The sequence below is a fragment of the Microbispora siamensis genome (assembly GCF_016863095.1).
Lineage (GTDB): Bacteria > Actinomycetota > Actinomycetes > Streptosporangiales > Streptosporangiaceae > Microbispora > Microbispora siamensis.
On record NZ_BOOF01000001.1, the window covers coordinates 209047 to 224441 of the forward strand.

Here is a 15395-nt window from a genome sequence, read left to right on the forward strand (position 1 = left end):
CCCCCCTCTATCCCTGCGTGGAAACGGTCATGGAGACGGTCGCGATGATCCGCATCGGCGTCACCCGTGGGCGGCGGCCATGACCGCCTCGTCGATGTCGCGGCCCTCGGCCTCGGCGGCGGCCCTCGCCTGGAGGACCCGCTTGTAGTCGGTCGGCATGACCTTCCCGAACCGGCCGAGCGCGGCGTCCCAGTCGGCGAGCAGCGCCTTGGCCACCGTGGACCCGGTCTCCGCGAAGTGCTTCTCGACGATCTCCCGCAGGAACTCGGCGTCGTCGTCGTCCAGCGCCTCCAGCTCGACCATCTCGCGGTTGACCCGCTCGGGCCGCAGGTCGAGCACGTACGCGACGCCGCCCGACATGCCGGCGGCGAAGTTGCGGCCGGTCGGCCCGAGGACGACGGCCCGGCCGCCGGTCATGTACTCGCAGCCGTGGTCGCCCACGCCCTCCACGACGGCGGTCGCGCCGGAGTTGCGCACGCAGAACCGCTCGCCCACGATGCCGCGGACGAAGACCTCGCCGGACGTCGCGCCGTACAGGCCGACGTTGCCGGAGATGACCTGCGTCTCGGCCTCGAACGGCGCGTCGGGGTGCGGGCGGACGATGATCCGGCCGCCCGACAGGCCCTTGCCGAGGTAGTCGTTGGCGTCGCCGGTCAGCCGCAGCGTGACGCCGCGCGGCACGAACGCGCCGAACGAGTTGCCCGCGGAGCCGGTGAACGACACGTCGATCGTGTTGTCCGGCAGGCCGGCCCCGCCGTACCGCTTGGTCACCTCGTGGCCGAGCATCGTGCCGACCGTGCGGTTGACGTTGCGGATGGGCAGCTCCAGCGTGACCGGGTCGCCGAAGTTCAGCGCGCCCTCGGCGAGCTGGATCAGCGTGTTGTCCAGCGCCTTGTCGAGCCCGTGGTCCTGCTCGACGACCTTGCGGCGCGGGGTGCCCTCGGGCAGCTCCGGCTGGTGCAGGATCGGCGCCAGGTCGAGGCCGGAGGCCTTCCAGTGCTCGACCGCCTGGGTGGTGTCGAGCAGGTCGGCCCGCCCGATGACCTCGTCGAGCGAGCGGTAGCCGAGCTCGGCGAGGTACTCGCGCACCTCCTGGGCGATGAACTCGAAGAAGTTCACCACGAACTCGGGCTTGCCGGTGAACCGCTTGCGCAGCTCGGGGTTCTGGGTGGCCACGCCCACCGGGCAGGTGTCGAGGTGGCAGACCCGCATCATGACGCAGCCGGAGACGACCAGCGGAGCGGTGGCGAAGCCGTACTCCTCCGCGCCGAGCAGCGCCGCGATGATCACGTCGCGGCCGGTCTTGAGCTGGCCGTCTGCCTGGACGACGATGCGGTCGCGCAGGCCGTTGAGCAGCAGCGTCTGCTGGGTCTCGGCCAGGCCGAGCTCCCAGGGGGCGCCCGCGTGCTTGACCGAGGTCAGCGGGGAGGCGCCGGTGCCGCCGTCGTGGCCGGAGATCAGCACGACGTCGGCGTGGGCCTTGCTGACGCCCGCCGCCACGGTCCCGACCCCGACCTCGGCGACCAGCTTCACGTGGACGCGGGCGCGCGGGTTGGAGTTCTTCAGGTCGTGGATGAGCTGGGCCAGGTCCTCGATCGAGTAGATGTCGTGGTGCGGCGGGGGCGAGATGAGGCCGACGCCGGGCGTGGAGTGCCGGGTCTTGGCGATCCACGGGTACACCTTGTGACCGGGCAGCTGGCCGCCCTCGCCTGGCTTGGCGCCCTGCGCCATCTTGATCTGCAGGTCGTCGGCGTTGACCAGGTATTCGCTGGTCACGCCGAAGCGGCCGGAGGCCACCTGCTTGATCGCGCTGCGCCGCTCGGGGTCGTGCAGCCGCTCCGGGTCCTCGCCGCCCTCACCGGTGTTCGACTTGGCGCCGAGCCGGTTCATCGCGATGGCCAGCGTCTCGTGCGCCTCCATCGAGATGGAGCCGTACGACATGGCGCCGGTGGAGAACCGCTTGACGATCGACTCGACCGGCTCGACCTCCTCGATCGGCACGGGCGCGCCGCCGGGACGCAGCTTGAACAGGCCGCGCAGCGTCATGAGCTTCTCGGACTGCCCGTCCACCAGGGACGTGTACTCCTTGAAGATCTCGTAGCGCCGGGTGCGGGTGGAGTGCTGCAGCTTGAAGACGGTGGTCGGGTTGAACAGGTGCGGCTCGCCCTCGCGGCGCCACTGGTACTCGCCGCCGACCTCCAGCCGCCGGTGCGGGTTCTCCGCGCGGGGATAGGCCCGCGCGTGCCGCTCCAGCGCCTCCTTGGCCAGCACGTCGAAGCCGACGCCGCCGAGGCGGGAGGTGGTGCCGGTGAAGCACTGGTCGATGACCTCGGCGCCGAGGCCGAGGGCCTCGAAGATCTGCGCGCCGGTGTAGGAGGCGACCGTGGACACGCCCATCTTGGACATGACCTTGAGCACGCCCTTGCCGTACGCCTTGATGAGGTTGCGCACGGCCTTGCGCGGGTCGAGGTCGAGCTGACCGGTGGCGATCATGTCCTCGACCGTCTCCAGCGCGAGGTAGGGGTTGATCGCGCTCGCGCCGTAGCCGATGAGCAGGGCCATGTGGTGGCACTCGCGGGCCTCGCCGGTCTCGATCACGAGGCCGACCCGGGTGCGGGACTTCTCCCGGATGAGGTGGTGGTGCACCGCGCCGGTGAGCAGCAGCGACGGGATCGGCGCCTTCTCGCGGGACGACCCGCGGTCGGACAGCACGATGATCCGCGCGCCGTCCTCGATGGCCCGGGAGACCTCCTGGCGGATCTCCTCGAGCCGCCGCACCAGCGCCTCGCCGCCGCCGGCCGCGTCGAACAGGCCGGACACGACGTACGGCTGGAAGCCGGGCAGCGCGCCCTCGTCGTTGATGTGGATGATCTTGGCGAGCTCGTCGTTGTCGATCACCGGGTAGGGCAGCACGAGCCGGCGGCACGAGGCCGGGCCGGGGTCGAGCAGGTTGCCCTCGGGGCCGATCGTCGACTGCAGCGAGGTGACGAGCTCCTCGCGGATGGCGTCCAGCGGCGGGTTGGTGACCTGCGCGAACAGCTGGCTGAAGTAGTCGAACAGCAGCCTCGGCTTCTCGCTCAGCACCGCCACCGGGGTGTCGGTGCCCATCGAGCCGATCGGCTCGGCGCCGTTCTTGGCCATCGGCGTGAGGATGACCCGCAGCTCCTCCTGGGTGTAGCCGAAGGTCTGCTGCCGCTTGACCAGCGCCTCGTGGGTGGGGTGCTCGTGCTCGCGCTCGGGCAGCTCCTCGAAGCGGACCAGGCCCGCGTGCAGCCACTCGCCGTACGGCTCGGCGGCGGCGAGCTCGGCCTTGATCTCGTCGTCCTCGATGATCCGGCCGCGCGCGGTGTCCACCAGGAACATGCGGCCCGGCTGCAGGCGGCCCTTGCGGACGACCTTCTCCTGCGGGATGTCGGACAGCACGCCCGCCTCGGAGGCGAGCACGACCAGGCCGTCGTCGGTGACCCAGAACCGGCCCGGGCGCAGGCCGTTGCGGTCGAGGACCGCGCCGACCAGCGTGCCGTCGGAGAAGGTGATGGACGCGGGGCCGTCCCACGCCTCCATGAGGGTGGAGTGGAACTCGTAGAAGGCCCGGCGGGCCGGGTCCATCTCGGTGTGGTTCTCCCACGCCTCCGGGATCATCATCAGCACGGCGTGCGGCAGCGACCGGCCGCCGAGGTGCAGCAGCTCCAGCGTCTCGTCGAACGAGGCGGTGTCGGAGCCGTCGGGGTCGCAGATCGGGAACAGCCGCCGCAGGTCGCCCGGGATCAGGCCGGTGGCGAGCATGGCCTCACGGGCGCGCATCCAGTTGCGGTTGCCGCGCACGGTGTTGATCTCGCCGTTGTGCGCGACGTACCGGTACGGGTGGGCCAGCGGCCAGGAGGGGAAGGTGTTGGTCGAGAAGCGCGAGTGGACCAGCGCGATGGCGCTGACGTAGCGCTCGTCGGACAGGTCGGCGAAGAACGGCTCGACCTGCAGCGAGGTCAGCATGCCCTTGTAGACGATGGTCCGCGAGGACAGCGAGGAGAAGTAGACGTCCGCCTCGTGCTCGGCCCGCTTGCGGAAGGCGAACACGATCCGGTCGAGGTCGACGCCGGTCTCGCCGCCGGGCGAGGTCACGAACAGCTGCGCGAAGTGCGGCATGACGGCCCGGGCGGTGGCGCCGGGCAGGTCGCGGTCCACCGGCAGGTCGCGCCAACCGAGGATCGTCACGCCCTCCTCGGCGGCGATCTGCTCGATGAGGCCGATCGCGGTCTGCCTCGCCTGCTCGTCCAGCGGCAGGAACGCGGCACCCGCGGCGTACGCGCCCTCGGGCGGCAGCGTGAAGTCCACGACGGCCCGGAAGAACGCGTCGGGGATCTGGGTGAGGATGCCCGCGCCGTCGCCGGTGTCCGGCTCGCTGCCGCTGGCACCCCGGTGGTCGAGGTTGCGGAGCGCCGTCAGTGCCTTGGCGACGATGTCGTAGCTGCGGCGGCCGGCGACATCGGCCACCATGGCTACGCCACAGGCGTCGTGCTCGAATCCGGGGTCGTAGAGTCCCTGGGGCTCGGGGAGACCTCCGGGAAGGCCAAGGCGGGCAGCAGGCATGTAGTCACTCCCGTCGTCAACGTCTGCGTGGAACAGAGGGACGACGCTGGCCCTGCTGCGGTTGTGGTCCTTAGAGATTACAACACGCTGCCGGAATAGTGCCCCCCAGGTCCGCTTCGCGAACCTTCACAGGTCAGCGCCGTGGATATGGTTTGCGCATGGGTGGTCATGAGGCGATCGACGAACTGCTGGCGGAGGCCGGCGTGGACGGCCTGCGCCTGCGCGGAGCGCTGGCGCTCCTGGCCGACGGCCGCTGGTGGACCCTGGCCGACCTGGTCAGGGAGACCGCGACGTCGCGGCGGACGATCGAGTCGCTGCTGCGGGTGCTCCCCCTTGAGCACAGCGGCGACCGCGTCCGTATTCCCATTGATCAGGTCAACCGCTACAACGTCGGAGTAGATGCGGATATTTCCGGTCTTGGGAATCCGGTCGCCGGAATGGTCGCAGAACACGCCGAGACGCTCGGACGCCTGGAGGCGCTGATCGCCGAGGCTCCCCGGGGGCGGCACGCACTCGACCACGTCTCCGCGACCGCCGAGACCGTGCTGCGCCGCGCCCTCCTGCTGGGGCGAAGGTTCTGGCTGCCCGGCGCCCGCCTGCTGTGCGTCGGCGACCACGACCTGACCTCGCTGGCCGTGCGGATGGTCCACCCCGAGGTCGAGGTCGCCGTGGCCGACATCGACGACCGCATCCTGGAGTACATCGACGCCCAGGACCTGGGGGTGCGCACCCGCTGGGCCGACCTGCGCCTCGGCCTGCCGCCGTCGCTGCGCGGCTGGGCCGACCTCGCGATCACCGACCCGCCGTACACGCCCGAGGGGATCGGGCTGTTCGCCGCCCGCGCCGCCGAGGGCCTGCGCGACCGCGAGCAGGGGCGGATCCTCGTGGCGTACGGCGCCTCCGAGCGCACTCCGATGCTCGCGCTGAAGGTACAAAAGGCCCTCTTCGACCTCAACCTGCTGCATGAGGCGATATTTCCGCACTTCAACCGGTATCACGGGGCGGAGGCGATCGGCAGCGCGGCGGACCTGTACGTGCTGCGGCCCACCACGAAGACGTGGCCGGCGATCGCCGCCCGGCTCGACCGCCTCGCCACGGCCATCTACACGCAGGGTCCCCAGGCCGTCGAGGCCGCCCCGGCGGCGCCGCCGGACGAGGCGGCCGTGACCGCGTTCGGGCCGGGCCTGCTGGCCGGCGACTGGCCGCGCGGCCTGCTGCCGCAGGTGCCGCGCACCCGGCTCGCCACCCTGCTGGCCAAGCCGTACGCCGCCGACCCCGAGCGGGTGGCGATCGCCGTGCCGGCCGGGCTGGAGGCGGCGCTGCCCCGCCTGCTGCTCGCGACGCGCGCCCGGCACGTGCGCGTGCTCACCGCGGGCCCTGTGGTGGACACGGTGGCGGACCTGCCCGCGCTCGCCGCGCTGCTCGCCCCCGTGTATCGCCTGACCGCCGAGGGCCACGTCCTCGACGCCGTACGGCTCTCGCCCCCGGACGGCGGACCGGACCGGGTGGTGCGCAGGATCATGGACAGCGCCCACGGGAAGGTCGCCAACGCCTGGCGCGAGGCACTGACCGAGACGGCCGGGCTCACCAAGCGGCAGGCCAGGGCCGCCGTCGAGGAGGCCGCGCCGTGGGCCCTCGACGCCACCCCGCTGGAACTCCCCCTCCACCGCCTCGCCGGGATGAGGGCGCGGACCGGCGCTCCCGCCACGGCCTGATCAGACCGGGCACCGCGCGGGCATATCGGGCCGGCCTAGCGGGCCGCGGGGACGGACGCCTGCGCGGACGTGCTCGCGGCGGGTGCGGACACGGCAGGAGAGGCGCCGGGATCGGAGGGAGGCTCCTCGGCGGGCTGGGCGGTGTCGGCCGGGCCCGGCGGTTGCGCGGGGTCCGACGGCACCCCGGCCACCTTGACCACACGGCGGAAGACCGCCTTCTCGGTCTCCCGCACGGCCAGGCCGAGCATGATGAAGTCGTCCTTCTCCCCCGGTTCCGCGCCGTCGGCGCGGCCGATCCAGGCCACCCCGAGGTAGTGCCCGAGGACGTAGGCGTTTCCCTCGCTGTAGGCGCCGAACTTCGCCCGCGGCGACTCCAGCGGCTGCACCCAGGCGCCCCGGTAGAGCGACGCCAGCGACTTCGCCAGCGACTCGGCCGCGGCGACGTCCGCGAGGTTGAACAAGGTGTACTGCGCGACGTACACCCCGTCGGCGGTGGCGTACAGGCCGCGGACGGCCTGGCTGCACCCGGCCTCGGTCAGGGCGTCGGCGAGGTCGGCTCCCCACACGGCGCCCGCGCAGGCCTGGTCCAGACGGCCGGCCAGCCGACGCAGCGTGACCTTCCCGGCCGTGACCGTCCGCGCGCCGAACACCTCCTGGACGGTCAGCGGCGCGCTGTCGGCCTTCCTGTCGCCGATCGGGGCCAGTTCCTTCACGGACGGCCAGGACTGGAAGGACGCGGGCAGGCCCTCCCCCGACACCTCGCCCGACGCCTGCACCGGCTGCGACTGCCCGCCGCCGATCGCGTTGACCACCAGCGTCAGCACCAGGGCGATCGCCAGCACTCCCACAGCGGTGACCGACCACACGACCACACGCTGCTGCCGGTCGTCCAGCCCCAGCTCGGCCAGGGCGGCCCCGGTCCGCCCCTCGGCCGGCGCGGACGACCGGCGCTTGCGCTTGGTCATAGACCGCCGGTTCCAATCAGCGAGCCCAGGCCCCAGGTCAGCGCCGCCGCCACGGCCCCCACCACGAGCTGGCGCAGGCCGCTGAACCACCAGCTGCGGGCCGTCACCCGGGAGACCACGGCGCCGGCGGCGAACAGCGCCACCATCGACACCACGGCGGAGATCCACAGCCCCCGCACGCCCAGCAGGTAGGGCAGGAGCGGGATCAGCGCGCCGATGCTGAACGACAGGAACGACGACACGGCGGCCAGCACGGGCGAGGGCAGGTCGTCGGGGTCCACGCCCAGCTCGGCCCGCGTGTGGACCGCCAGGGCCTCCTCCGGGTTCCGGGAGATCTGCCGGGCCACCTCCCTGGCGGTCTCCGGGTCCACGCCCCGCTGCTCGTACATCCGGGCGAGCTCGGCCTCCTCCGCCTCGGGGTGCCGCTCCAGCTCCCGGCGTTCGACGTCGATCTCCGCCTGGGCGAGCTCGCGCTGGCTGGCGACCGACACGTACTCGCCGCCCGCCATGGAGAACGCCCCGGCGGCCAGGCCGGCGATGCCGGCGAGAGCGACGATCCGGGTCTCCGCGGTGCCGCCGGCGACGCCCGCGATCAGCGCGAAGTTGGAGACCAGCCCGTCCATCGCGCCGAAGACGGCGGGGCGTAACCAGCCGCCGTTGACGTCCCGATGCTCGTGGTGGATCTCGGCCCGCGCCCCCGTCGTGGCCTTCGTCATCGCTGGCCGGCCTCCGGTTCCACCGCCGGGCCGTCGCTCGCGGCGCCCGCTCCCGCGGTCGCCGTCTGCCTGCCGGAGCCCGCGTCGCCGCCCGGTGACGGGTCGTCGGCGCCGCCTCGTGCCTCCCGGTCCTGTGCCTTCTCGTCCCGCTCGTCCGCACGCAGGAGTTCCGGCTCGTCGGCCTGGTCCCGCCCGTGGGCGGGGTCGGAGAGGTCTCCGCCGGTGTCGCCGGCCGCGCCCAGCGGCTCCTCGCCCGTACGGTTGCGGGCCAGCCACAGGTACGCCAGCGCGCACAGGAAGATGACGATCGAGGTCCACTGGTTCAGCCGCAGGCCGAGGATGTGGTGGGCGGGGTCCACCCGCAGCCCCTCGATCCAGAACCGGCCGAGCGTGTAGCCCGCGACGTACAGCGCGAACACCCGGCCGTGCCGCAGGCCGAACCGGCGGGCGGCCAGGATCAGCACGCCGGCGAGCGCGAGGTCCCACAGCGACTCGTACAGGAACGTCGGGTGGTAGGTGGTCGCGCCGGGGACGGTGCCCGGGCGGCCCGGATCGATCTCCAGGCCCCACGGCAGGTCGGTGGGGCCGCCGAACAGTTCCTGGTTGAAGTAGTTGCCCCACCGGCCGATGGCCTGCGCCACGGCCACGCCGGGGGCGAGGGTGTCGGCGACGGCGGTGAAGGAGATGCCTCGACGGCGGCACGCGATCCACACGCCGAGCGCGCCGAGGGCGATCGCGCCCCAGATGCCGAGGCCGCCCTCCCAGATGAACAGGGCGTCGATCGGCCGCTTGGGCGCTTCGGAGCCGAAGTAGATCTGCCAGTCGGTGATGACGTGGTAGAGACGTCCGCCGACGAGGCCGAACGGCACGGCCCAGACCGCGAGGTCGGTGATCGTCCCGGGGGCGCCGCCACGGGCGCGCCAGCGGCGTTCGCCGATCCAGACGGCGACGATGACACCGAGCACGATGCACAGCGCGTACGCGCGGATCGGGATCGGTCCGAGATTCCAGACCCCCTGTGACGGGCTGGGAATCGAGGCGAGGAGGGGCATGTAACGTGACGTTACCGCAAGACAGGGCGGGCCCGGAGCGAGGCGCGGGCATCCGTCCCGCGACCTGCGCCGACCGTCCGCCGCACCCCGCTCAGAGCCCGTCGTCCGGCGTCTCGCGGAGGGCGGCGAGGCGTGCCGCGAGGTCCCCCAGGCCCGGGTGTTCGCCGAGATCCACCAGCCCCAGCCAGCCGAGCGCGGCGACCGCTTCGGGGTCCCGGGCGCCGAGAACGCCGCCCACGAGCGCCGCGACCGTGTCGGCGTCCCCGCCGAGCGACACGGCGTACGGGAGCGCCGCGGCCAGGTCCGGGGCCTCGCGGATCACGTGGACCACCGCGGCGGCCGTCTCCACCGCGTCCAGGGAGACGCCCTCGGGCGGGGGCGACCACCGGCCGCGTGCGGCGTCCACCACGGCGTCCATCGGCCCGTGGTGCTCACCCGCCCAGCGGGCCTCGGCCGCCGCCGCGTCGAGCAGATCGCCCCCGCCCGCGTCCTCCACCGCGGACGACGCCATGGCCGCGATCACGCACGCCGCCGCCACGGCTGCCGGCGCCCGGTGCGTCGCGGCGGACAGCGTCTCGCACAGGCCGCGGCGGCGTTCCGGCCGGTCAGGTGGCACGGCCCAGCCGACCGGGGCGATGCGCATGGCCGCGCCGTTGGTGGGCAGGTCGCCGGCCGAAGGCACGGGGAGCTCTCCCGTGGCGTGGAAGTGCGCGAGGGCCCGCCGCGTCGTCGGCCCGAGGCCGCGCACCCCGGGGGCCGCGTCGGACAGACGGGCCAGGAAGTCCATGGAGCCGGGCCGCCCGCCCGTGTCGGCCAGGCACCGGGCGACCAGCACCATCTGCGCGGTGTCGTCGGAGGTCGAACCGCGCGGCCACCCCCGGTCCGGCGCCGGCAGCCGCACGACCTCGGCCGCGTCGATGCGCTCCGGCGGGCGGCCCTCCCAGGGCACGCCGAGCGCGTCGCCCGCCGCGAAGGCGATCATCGCGCCGTGGATCCTCCTCGCGGCGCCGGAGAGTTCGGTGAGTCGAGGCCGGTCGTCGTACGGCATGCGGGCATGCTAACCACGGCCGCGACGGTGAAACCCGGCGAGAACGCCAGGGCGGCGTAGTAGGCGACGACCGCGAGCACCAGACCGGCGACTCCCGCCGTGGTCCTCCACCCCTGGGACGCGGTGAGCTCGTACACGCCGGTGATCGCGAACGTGGTGGCGGACATCGCCATCACGGCGGCGGCCACCAGCTTGGGCAGGCCGGCGAGGGCCGGGACGAGCATCGCGGCGGCCGTGAGCAGGACGACGCCTGTCCGCCGGCCTGCTCCCCCGGGAGGTCGCGCCCGCTCATCGGCCCGGCGGCGCCGCTCCGCTGCGGCCTCGCCGTACCGTCACGACCGGTTGTCCGGCTCTTGGGTGCGGCTGTCGAACTCGGTGTGGCCGTTGGGACACTTCGGAATCGTGTCGCCCTCCTGGACCGACACCTTCTCGCCGCAGACGGCGCAGTGGAAGACGCCGGTCTTGCGGGCCTTCTCACCGGTGTGGGCGGGCACGGCGCCTCCTCGCTCGGCTCATCGCGACGGAACCGCTCGGGCGCGGGCGGGGCTCCGGTCGGAGCGGCCTGTCCCCCGCCCTGTGCGGAGCTTGCGACATCGCGCTCGATACCCCCGTCAGGGGAGAGCCACGCGGCTTTTGCCCGATTCTTGGCGACGGGCGGGGCGCGGGACGGCCCGCGTGGGGCCGTCCCCGCGGGAGGTCACTTGCCGGCGCTCTCCACCGCGTCACGCAGCGAGTTCGGCACGAAGGCGACGTTGGTGTCGAGCTCCTTGCCGTTGAGCTTGACGGTCGGCGTGCCGGTCAGCTTCTGCGCGCTCATGGTCTGCGCGGAGAACTGCTGGTGCGCGGCGACGTTGCGCTGCTGCCGTACGCAGTTGTCGAAGTCCTCCGCGGTGACTCCGGCTTCCTTGCCCCACTTGATCAGCTCGTCGATCGTGAAGCCGGTCACGGTCTCGCTCGGCTGGTTCTTGTAGAGCTTGTCGTGGAACGCCAGCCACTGCCGGCCGTCCGTGATGCAGCGGGCGGCGGAGGCCGCGCGCAGCGAGTTGCCCTTGGTCGGCTCCTGCGTGAAGATCGTGATCGGGTGGTAGACGACCTTGGCCTTGCCCTCGGCGGCCAGGTTCTTCAGCGTGGACCCGCTGGTCTCCTCGAACTGCTTGCACGCCGGGCACTGGAAGTCCTCGAACACGTCGACCACGGGCGCGGTCACGCCGGACTTGGCCATCACGACCGTCCCGTCCTTCTCCACGGTGACGGGAGCGGCGTTCCCGGAGGTCTCCTCCGCGGTTCCCTGCTGCACCGACCACACCGTGAAGGCGACGGCGATCACGACGATCACCGCGATGGTGGCGATCATCGTGATGCGCTTGCGCTGCTCCTGCTTGCGCAAGGCCTCCCGCTGGGCCGCGATCCGGGCCCTGGCCGCCTCACTCGTCCGCTTGCTCACGAAGCTTCCCCCCTGGCTTTGCTTTCCGGTTCCGTTCGCGCACTACCGTCGGCCCCGCGCGGCCTGGGGCGGTAGGGCCGAAGGACCCGTGATCGGTCGCCGTGCTCGGCGACGTCGTCCCCGGTCACACACCGTCGTCCTCGCCGCCGTCCGAGCCGTCCTCGTCCGCCGTCTCCCGCTCCCCCGTGAAGCCCAGCGCGGAGTCCAGCGACAGGCGGCTCGCCGGCCTGACCACGATCCACGCCGCACAGACCAGCAGCCCGAGGTCGCGCATCAGCTCCCAGAAGTAGTTCGGATCCTGTCCCGCGGCGAGCGTGCCGTCGCCCCCGAAGCAGCCGCAGTCGATGCGCAGCCCCCTGGCCCAGGCCGACGCGATGCCGATGACGAACGCCACCATCAGCACCCCGCCGACGGCCGCCGCCGCGCGCGTGAACAGGCCGACGAGCAGCAGCAGGCCCGTGATGATCTCCAGGACCGGCAGGCCGTATCCCACGACCTGCGCGACGGAGTCGGGCAGGAGCTGATAGGCCCGCACCGCCTGCACCGACAGCGCGGGCGCTCCGATCTTGAGCGCCCCGGCGACGATCAGTACGCCGGCGAGCACGACCCGTGCGGCGGTCGTGACCCAGGAGAGCACGGGTTTCGCGGGCTGTAACCGTTCGGACACCGAGGCGCCGGATGCCAACTGAACCATGAGTCTCCTCGCCCGGTAGGCAACACCGACTGAACAGTACCGGGACCCAACCTCACCATGTGCTGGATAAGAGCATGGTAAGCCGCCTTATCTTGGCTGCTCGCGGCGCATGTACGGGAAGGAAACCCCAGGGCGGCTCAGCGCCGGACGCCCCGGGCGAGTTCGGACGCGAGCTCGCGTACCGCCGCAAGGCCGGACTTCTCGTCCGGCGCGTCGAGCAGCCGCCGGATGAAGGCGGACCCGACGATGACGCCGTCGGCGTACGCCGCGACCTCGGCGGCCTGGGCGCCGTTCCCGACGCCGAGCCCGACGCAGACGGGCAGCGACGTGTTCGCCTTGGTCCGCTTGACCAGGCCCTCCGCCGACGAGCTGACGGTCTCCCTCGCGCCGGTCACGCCCATCAGCGAGGCCGCGTACACGAAGCCCGTGCAGCAGGCGGCCACCCGGGCGATGCGCTCGTCCGGCGAGCTGGGCGCGACGAGGAAGACCGTGTCGATGCCGGCCTCCTTGCTCGCGGCGAGCCAGGGCTCGGACTCCTCGGGCGTCAGGTCAGGCGTGATGGTCCCGACGCCGCCCGCAGAGGCGAGGTCGCGCGCGAAGCGCTCGGCGCCGTAGCGGTCGATCGGGTTCCAGTACGTCATGACCAGCGTCGCGGCCCCCGACTTCGCCACGCCCTCGACGGTGCGCAGCACGTCGGCGATGCGGGTGCCGTTGGTCAGCGACCGGTGCACCGCGTCCTGGATGGTCGGGCCGTCCATGAGCGGATCGGAGTACGGCAGGCCGATCTCGATCACGTCGCAGCCGGCCTCGACCATCGCCGTCGCCGCGGCGACCGCGCCGTCCTTGGTCGGGAAGCCGGCCGGCAGGTAGCCGACCAGCGCGGCCCTGTCCTCGGCGCGGGCCTTGTCGAACACCGCGTGGAGTGTCGTCATCGGGATGCCCTATCGATGCTGATCAGAGGTTGAAGTACTTCATTGCGGTGCCCATGTCCTTGTCACCGCGGCCCGACAGGTTCACCAGGATGACCGCGTCCGGGCCGAGCTCGCGGCCCAGCCGCAGCGCGCCCGCGAGCGCGTGCGAGGACTCGATGGCCGGGATGATGCCCTCGGTGCGGGCCAGCAGGGCGAAGGCCTCCATGGCCTCCTCGTCGGTCACGCCCTCGTAGGTGGCCCGGCCGGTGTCCTTGAGCCACGCGTGCTCGGGGCCCACGCCCGGGTAGTCGAGACCGGCCGAGATCGAGTGCGACTCGATCGTCTGGCCCTCCTCGTCCTGCAGGACGTAGGTGCGGGCGCCGTGCAGCACGCCGACGCTTCCCTCGGTCAGGGTCAGCGCGTGCTCGCCGGTCTCCACGCCCCGGCCGCCGGCCTCGTAGCCGTACAGCCGGACACCCTCGTCCTCGATGAAGGCGTGGAAGACGCCGATGGCGTTCGAGCCGCCGCCGACGGCGGCGCAGACCGCGTCGGGCAGCTTGCCGGTCAGCTCCAGCACCTGGCGGCGCGCCTCGACCCCGATGATCCGGGCGAAGTCCCGGACGATCTCGGGGAACGGGTGCGGCCCGGCGACCGTGCCGAACAGGTAGTGGGTGTGGTCGACGTTGGTGACCCAGTCGCGGAACGCCTCGTTGATGGCGTCCTTGAGGGTCTGGCTCCCGTTGGTCACCGGCACGACCGTCGCGCCGAGGAGCTTCATCCTGGCGACGTTGAGCGCCTGGCGCTCGCAGTCGACGGCGCCCATGTAGATGACGCACTCCAGGCCCATCAGCGCCGCGGCGGTGGCGGTGGCGACGCCGTGCTGACCTGCCCCGGTCTCCGCGATGACGCGCCGCTTGCCCAGCCGCTTGGTCAGCAGCGCCTGGCCGAGCACGTTATTGATCTTGTGGGCGCCGGTGTGGGTCAGGTCCTCGCGCTTGAGCAGGATCCGCGCGCCGCCCGCGTGCTGGGCGAAGCGCGGCACCTCGGTCAGCGTCGTGGGACGGCCGGCGTACGTACGCAGCAGGTGGTCGAACTCGCGCAGGAAATCCAGGTCGGCCTTGGCCTTCTCGTACTCCGCGGCGACCTCGTCGAGGGCCGGGATCAGGGCCTCCGGCACGTACCTGCCGCCGAACCTGCCGAACTTGCCGTGGACGTCGGGGTCGTTCCCGTGGACGCCGTTGCCGGCCAGATCGGCGGGGGTGATGATGGTCCCTTCCGTCGGGGTCACGCGGCCTCCCTCTGCAGCGCTGTCGTTCACGAGTGCCTCTCGGAGCCGGTGTCCTGCCGCGAGGCCGGGTGGGCGCCCGCGGTCACCAGGTCGTTGACCGCCGCCTTGGGGTCCCTGCCGGTGACCAGGCTCTCGCCCACCAGCACGGCGTCCGCTCCCGCCCGCGCGTACGCGAGCAGGTCGTGCGGGCCGCGGACGCCGGACTCGGCGATCTTGATGATGCCGTCCGGAACCTTGGGCGCGAGCTTGGCGAACACCTCGCGATCCACCTCGAGCGTCTTGAGGTCGCGGGCGTTGACACCGATGATCTTCGCGCCTGCGTCGACCGCGCGGACGAGCTCCTCCTCGGTGTGCACCTCGACGAGCGGGGCGAGCCCGATCGACTCGGCGCGCTCGATCAGCGAGACGAGCGCCTGCTGGTCGAGGGCGGCCACGATGAGCAGGGCGAGGTCCGCGCCGTGCGCCCGGGCCTCCCACAGCTGGTAGGAGGTGACGATGAAGTCCTTGCGCAGGACGGGGATGTCCACGGCCGCGCGCACGGCCGCGAGGTCGGCGAGCGTCCCGCCGAACCTGCGCTGCTCCGTCAGCACGCTGATGACGTGGGCGCCGCCCTCCTCGTAGTCCGCCGCGAGGGCGGCGGGGTCGGCGATGGCGGCGAGCGCGCCCTTCGAGGGGCTCGACCGCTTCACCTCCGCGATGACCGACACCCGGTCGCCGCCGAGCGCGGCGTAGGCGTCCCGGGGCTCGGGGGCACGGGCGGCGAGCCGCTTGAGCTCCTCGATCGGCACGTTGCGCTGCCGCTCTTCGAGGTCCTCCCGCACGCCCAGGATGATGTCCTCAAGAACACTCACGCGTCCTCCTCGCCTTCGGCTCGGAGCTCGCGCGATTTGCCTGTCCGCTCGCTCACGCGTAAGGGTCCCTCCGGTCGGCTGCTCTGCGTGTCCTGCCCTGCGATGGTATCGGCCCGTCTCGCGT

General features: G+C 72.5%; 13 protein-coding genes. 1 reads left to right on the forward strand and 12 read right to left on the reverse strand.

The annotated features are described in order from the left end of the window. Positions 1-60: 60 nt before the first annotated feature. Positions 61-4587: a glutamate synthase large subunit gene (gltB, locus tag Msi02_RS00920; protein WP_204046619.1), complete on the reverse strand. Its 4527-nt coding sequence runs from the start codon at positions 4585-4587 to the stop codon at positions 61-63. Between the two features lie 158 nt (positions 4588-4745). Here gltB and Msi02_RS00925 point away from each other — a divergent pair, with 158 nt between their 5' ends. Next, entirely contained in the window at positions 4746-6302 is a 1557-nt protein-coding gene (locus Msi02_RS00925; protein WP_204046620.1) for a bis-aminopropyl spermidine synthase family protein, read from the forward strand. Positions 6303-6337: 35 nt separating this feature from the next. Here the strand turns inward: Msi02_RS00925 and Msi02_RS00930 are convergent, their stop codons facing one another. From Msi02_RS00930 to trpC, 11 genes are all read right to left on the reverse strand, one after another. Then, positions 6338-7267: a hypothetical protein gene (locus tag Msi02_RS00930; RefSeq protein WP_204046621.1), complete on the reverse strand. Its 930-nt coding sequence runs from the start codon at positions 7265-7267 to the stop codon at positions 6338-6340. Further along, entirely contained in the window at positions 7264-7983 is a 720-nt protein-coding gene (locus Msi02_RS00935; protein ID WP_204046622.1) for a VIT1/CCC1 transporter family protein, read from the reverse strand. Before Msi02_RS00935 ends, Msi02_RS00930 begins: the two co-directional genes overlap by 4 nt. Then, the gene (gene lgt / locus Msi02_RS00940) at positions 7980-9035 is read right to left on the reverse strand and encodes a prolipoprotein diacylglyceryl transferase (protein ID WP_204046623.1); all 1056 of its coding nucleotides are present in this window, start codon (positions 9033-9035) and stop codon (positions 7980-7982) included. The genes Msi02_RS00935 and lgt overlap by 4 nt, the downstream gene beginning before the upstream one ends. A gap of 91 nt (positions 9036-9126) precedes the next feature. After that, positions 9127-10083: an ADP-ribosylglycohydrolase family protein gene (locus tag Msi02_RS00945; protein WP_204046624.1), complete on the reverse strand. Its 957-nt coding sequence runs from the start codon at positions 10081-10083 to the stop codon at positions 9127-9129. Continuing rightward, complete coding sequence (locus Msi02_RS00950; protein WP_204046625.1) at positions 10014-10307, reverse strand: hypothetical protein; 294 nt, start codon at positions 10305-10307, stop codon at positions 10014-10016. Before Msi02_RS00950 ends, Msi02_RS00945 begins: the two co-directional genes overlap by 70 nt. A 108-nt stretch (positions 10308-10415) precedes the next feature. Next, entirely contained in the window at positions 10416-10577 is a 162-nt protein-coding gene (locus Msi02_RS00955) for a zinc ribbon-containing protein (RefSeq protein WP_079315866.1), read from the reverse strand. Between the two features lie 203 nt (positions 10578-10780). Beyond that, entirely contained in the window at positions 10781-11527 is a 747-nt protein-coding gene (locus tag Msi02_RS00960) for a DsbA family protein (RefSeq protein WP_079315867.1), read from the reverse strand. A gap of 124 nt (positions 11528-11651) precedes the next feature. Further along, entirely contained in the window at positions 11652-12221 is a 570-nt protein-coding gene (locus Msi02_RS00965) for a DoxX family protein (RefSeq protein WP_204046626.1), read from the reverse strand. A gap of 137 nt (positions 12222-12358) precedes the next feature. Beyond that, positions 12359-13153 (reverse strand): tryptophan synthase subunit alpha, encoded by a 795-nt coding sequence (gene trpA / locus Msi02_RS00970; protein ID WP_079315869.1) that lies wholly within the window; start codon positions 13151-13153, stop codon positions 12359-12361. Positions 13154-13175: 22 nt separating this feature from the next. After that, positions 13176-14381, reverse strand: coding sequence for a tryptophan synthase subunit beta (gene trpB / locus Msi02_RS00975; RefSeq protein ID WP_239108019.1), 1206 nt, complete (start codon positions 14379-14381; stop codon positions 13176-13178). Between the two features lie 65 nt (positions 14382-14446). Then, positions 14447-15271: an indole-3-glycerol phosphate synthase TrpC gene (gene trpC, locus Msi02_RS00980; protein WP_143737397.1), complete on the reverse strand. Its 825-nt coding sequence runs from the start codon at positions 15269-15271 to the stop codon at positions 14447-14449. Between the last annotated feature and the right edge of the window lie 124 nt (positions 15272-15395).

Coding starts and splice junctions, on each gene's coding strand:
- gltB (WP_204046619.1), bottom strand. CDS start 4,587: ATGCCTGCTGCCCGCCTTGGCCTTCCCGGAGGTCTCCCCGAGCCCCAG.
- Msi02_RS00925 (WP_204046620.1), top strand. CDS start 4,746: ATGGGTGGTCATGAGGCGATCGACGAACTGCTGGCGGAGGCCGGCGTG.
- Msi02_RS00930 (WP_204046621.1), bottom strand. CDS start 7,267: ATGACCAAGCGCAAGCGCCGGTCGTCCGCGCCGGCCGAGGGGCGGACC.
- Msi02_RS00935 (WP_204046622.1), bottom strand. CDS start 7,983: ATGACGAAGGCCACGACGGGGGCGCGGGCCGAGATCCACCACGAGCAT.
- lgt (WP_204046623.1), bottom strand. CDS start 9,035: ATGCCCCTCCTCGCCTCGATTCCCAGCCCGTCACAGGGGGTCTGGAAT.
- Msi02_RS00945 (WP_204046624.1), bottom strand. CDS start 10,083: ATGCCGTACGACGACCGGCCTCGACTCACCGAACTCTCCGGCGCCGCG.
- Msi02_RS00950 (WP_204046625.1), bottom strand. CDS start 10,307: ATGCTCGTCCCGGCCCTCGCCGGCCTGCCCAAGCTGGTGGCCGCCGCC.
- Msi02_RS00965 (WP_204046626.1), bottom strand. CDS start 12,221: ATGGTTCAGTTGGCATCCGGCGCCTCGGTGTCCGAACGGTTACAGCCC.
- trpA (WP_079315869.1), bottom strand. CDS start 13,153: ATGACGACACTCCACGCGGTGTTCGACAAGGCCCGCGCCGAGGACAGG.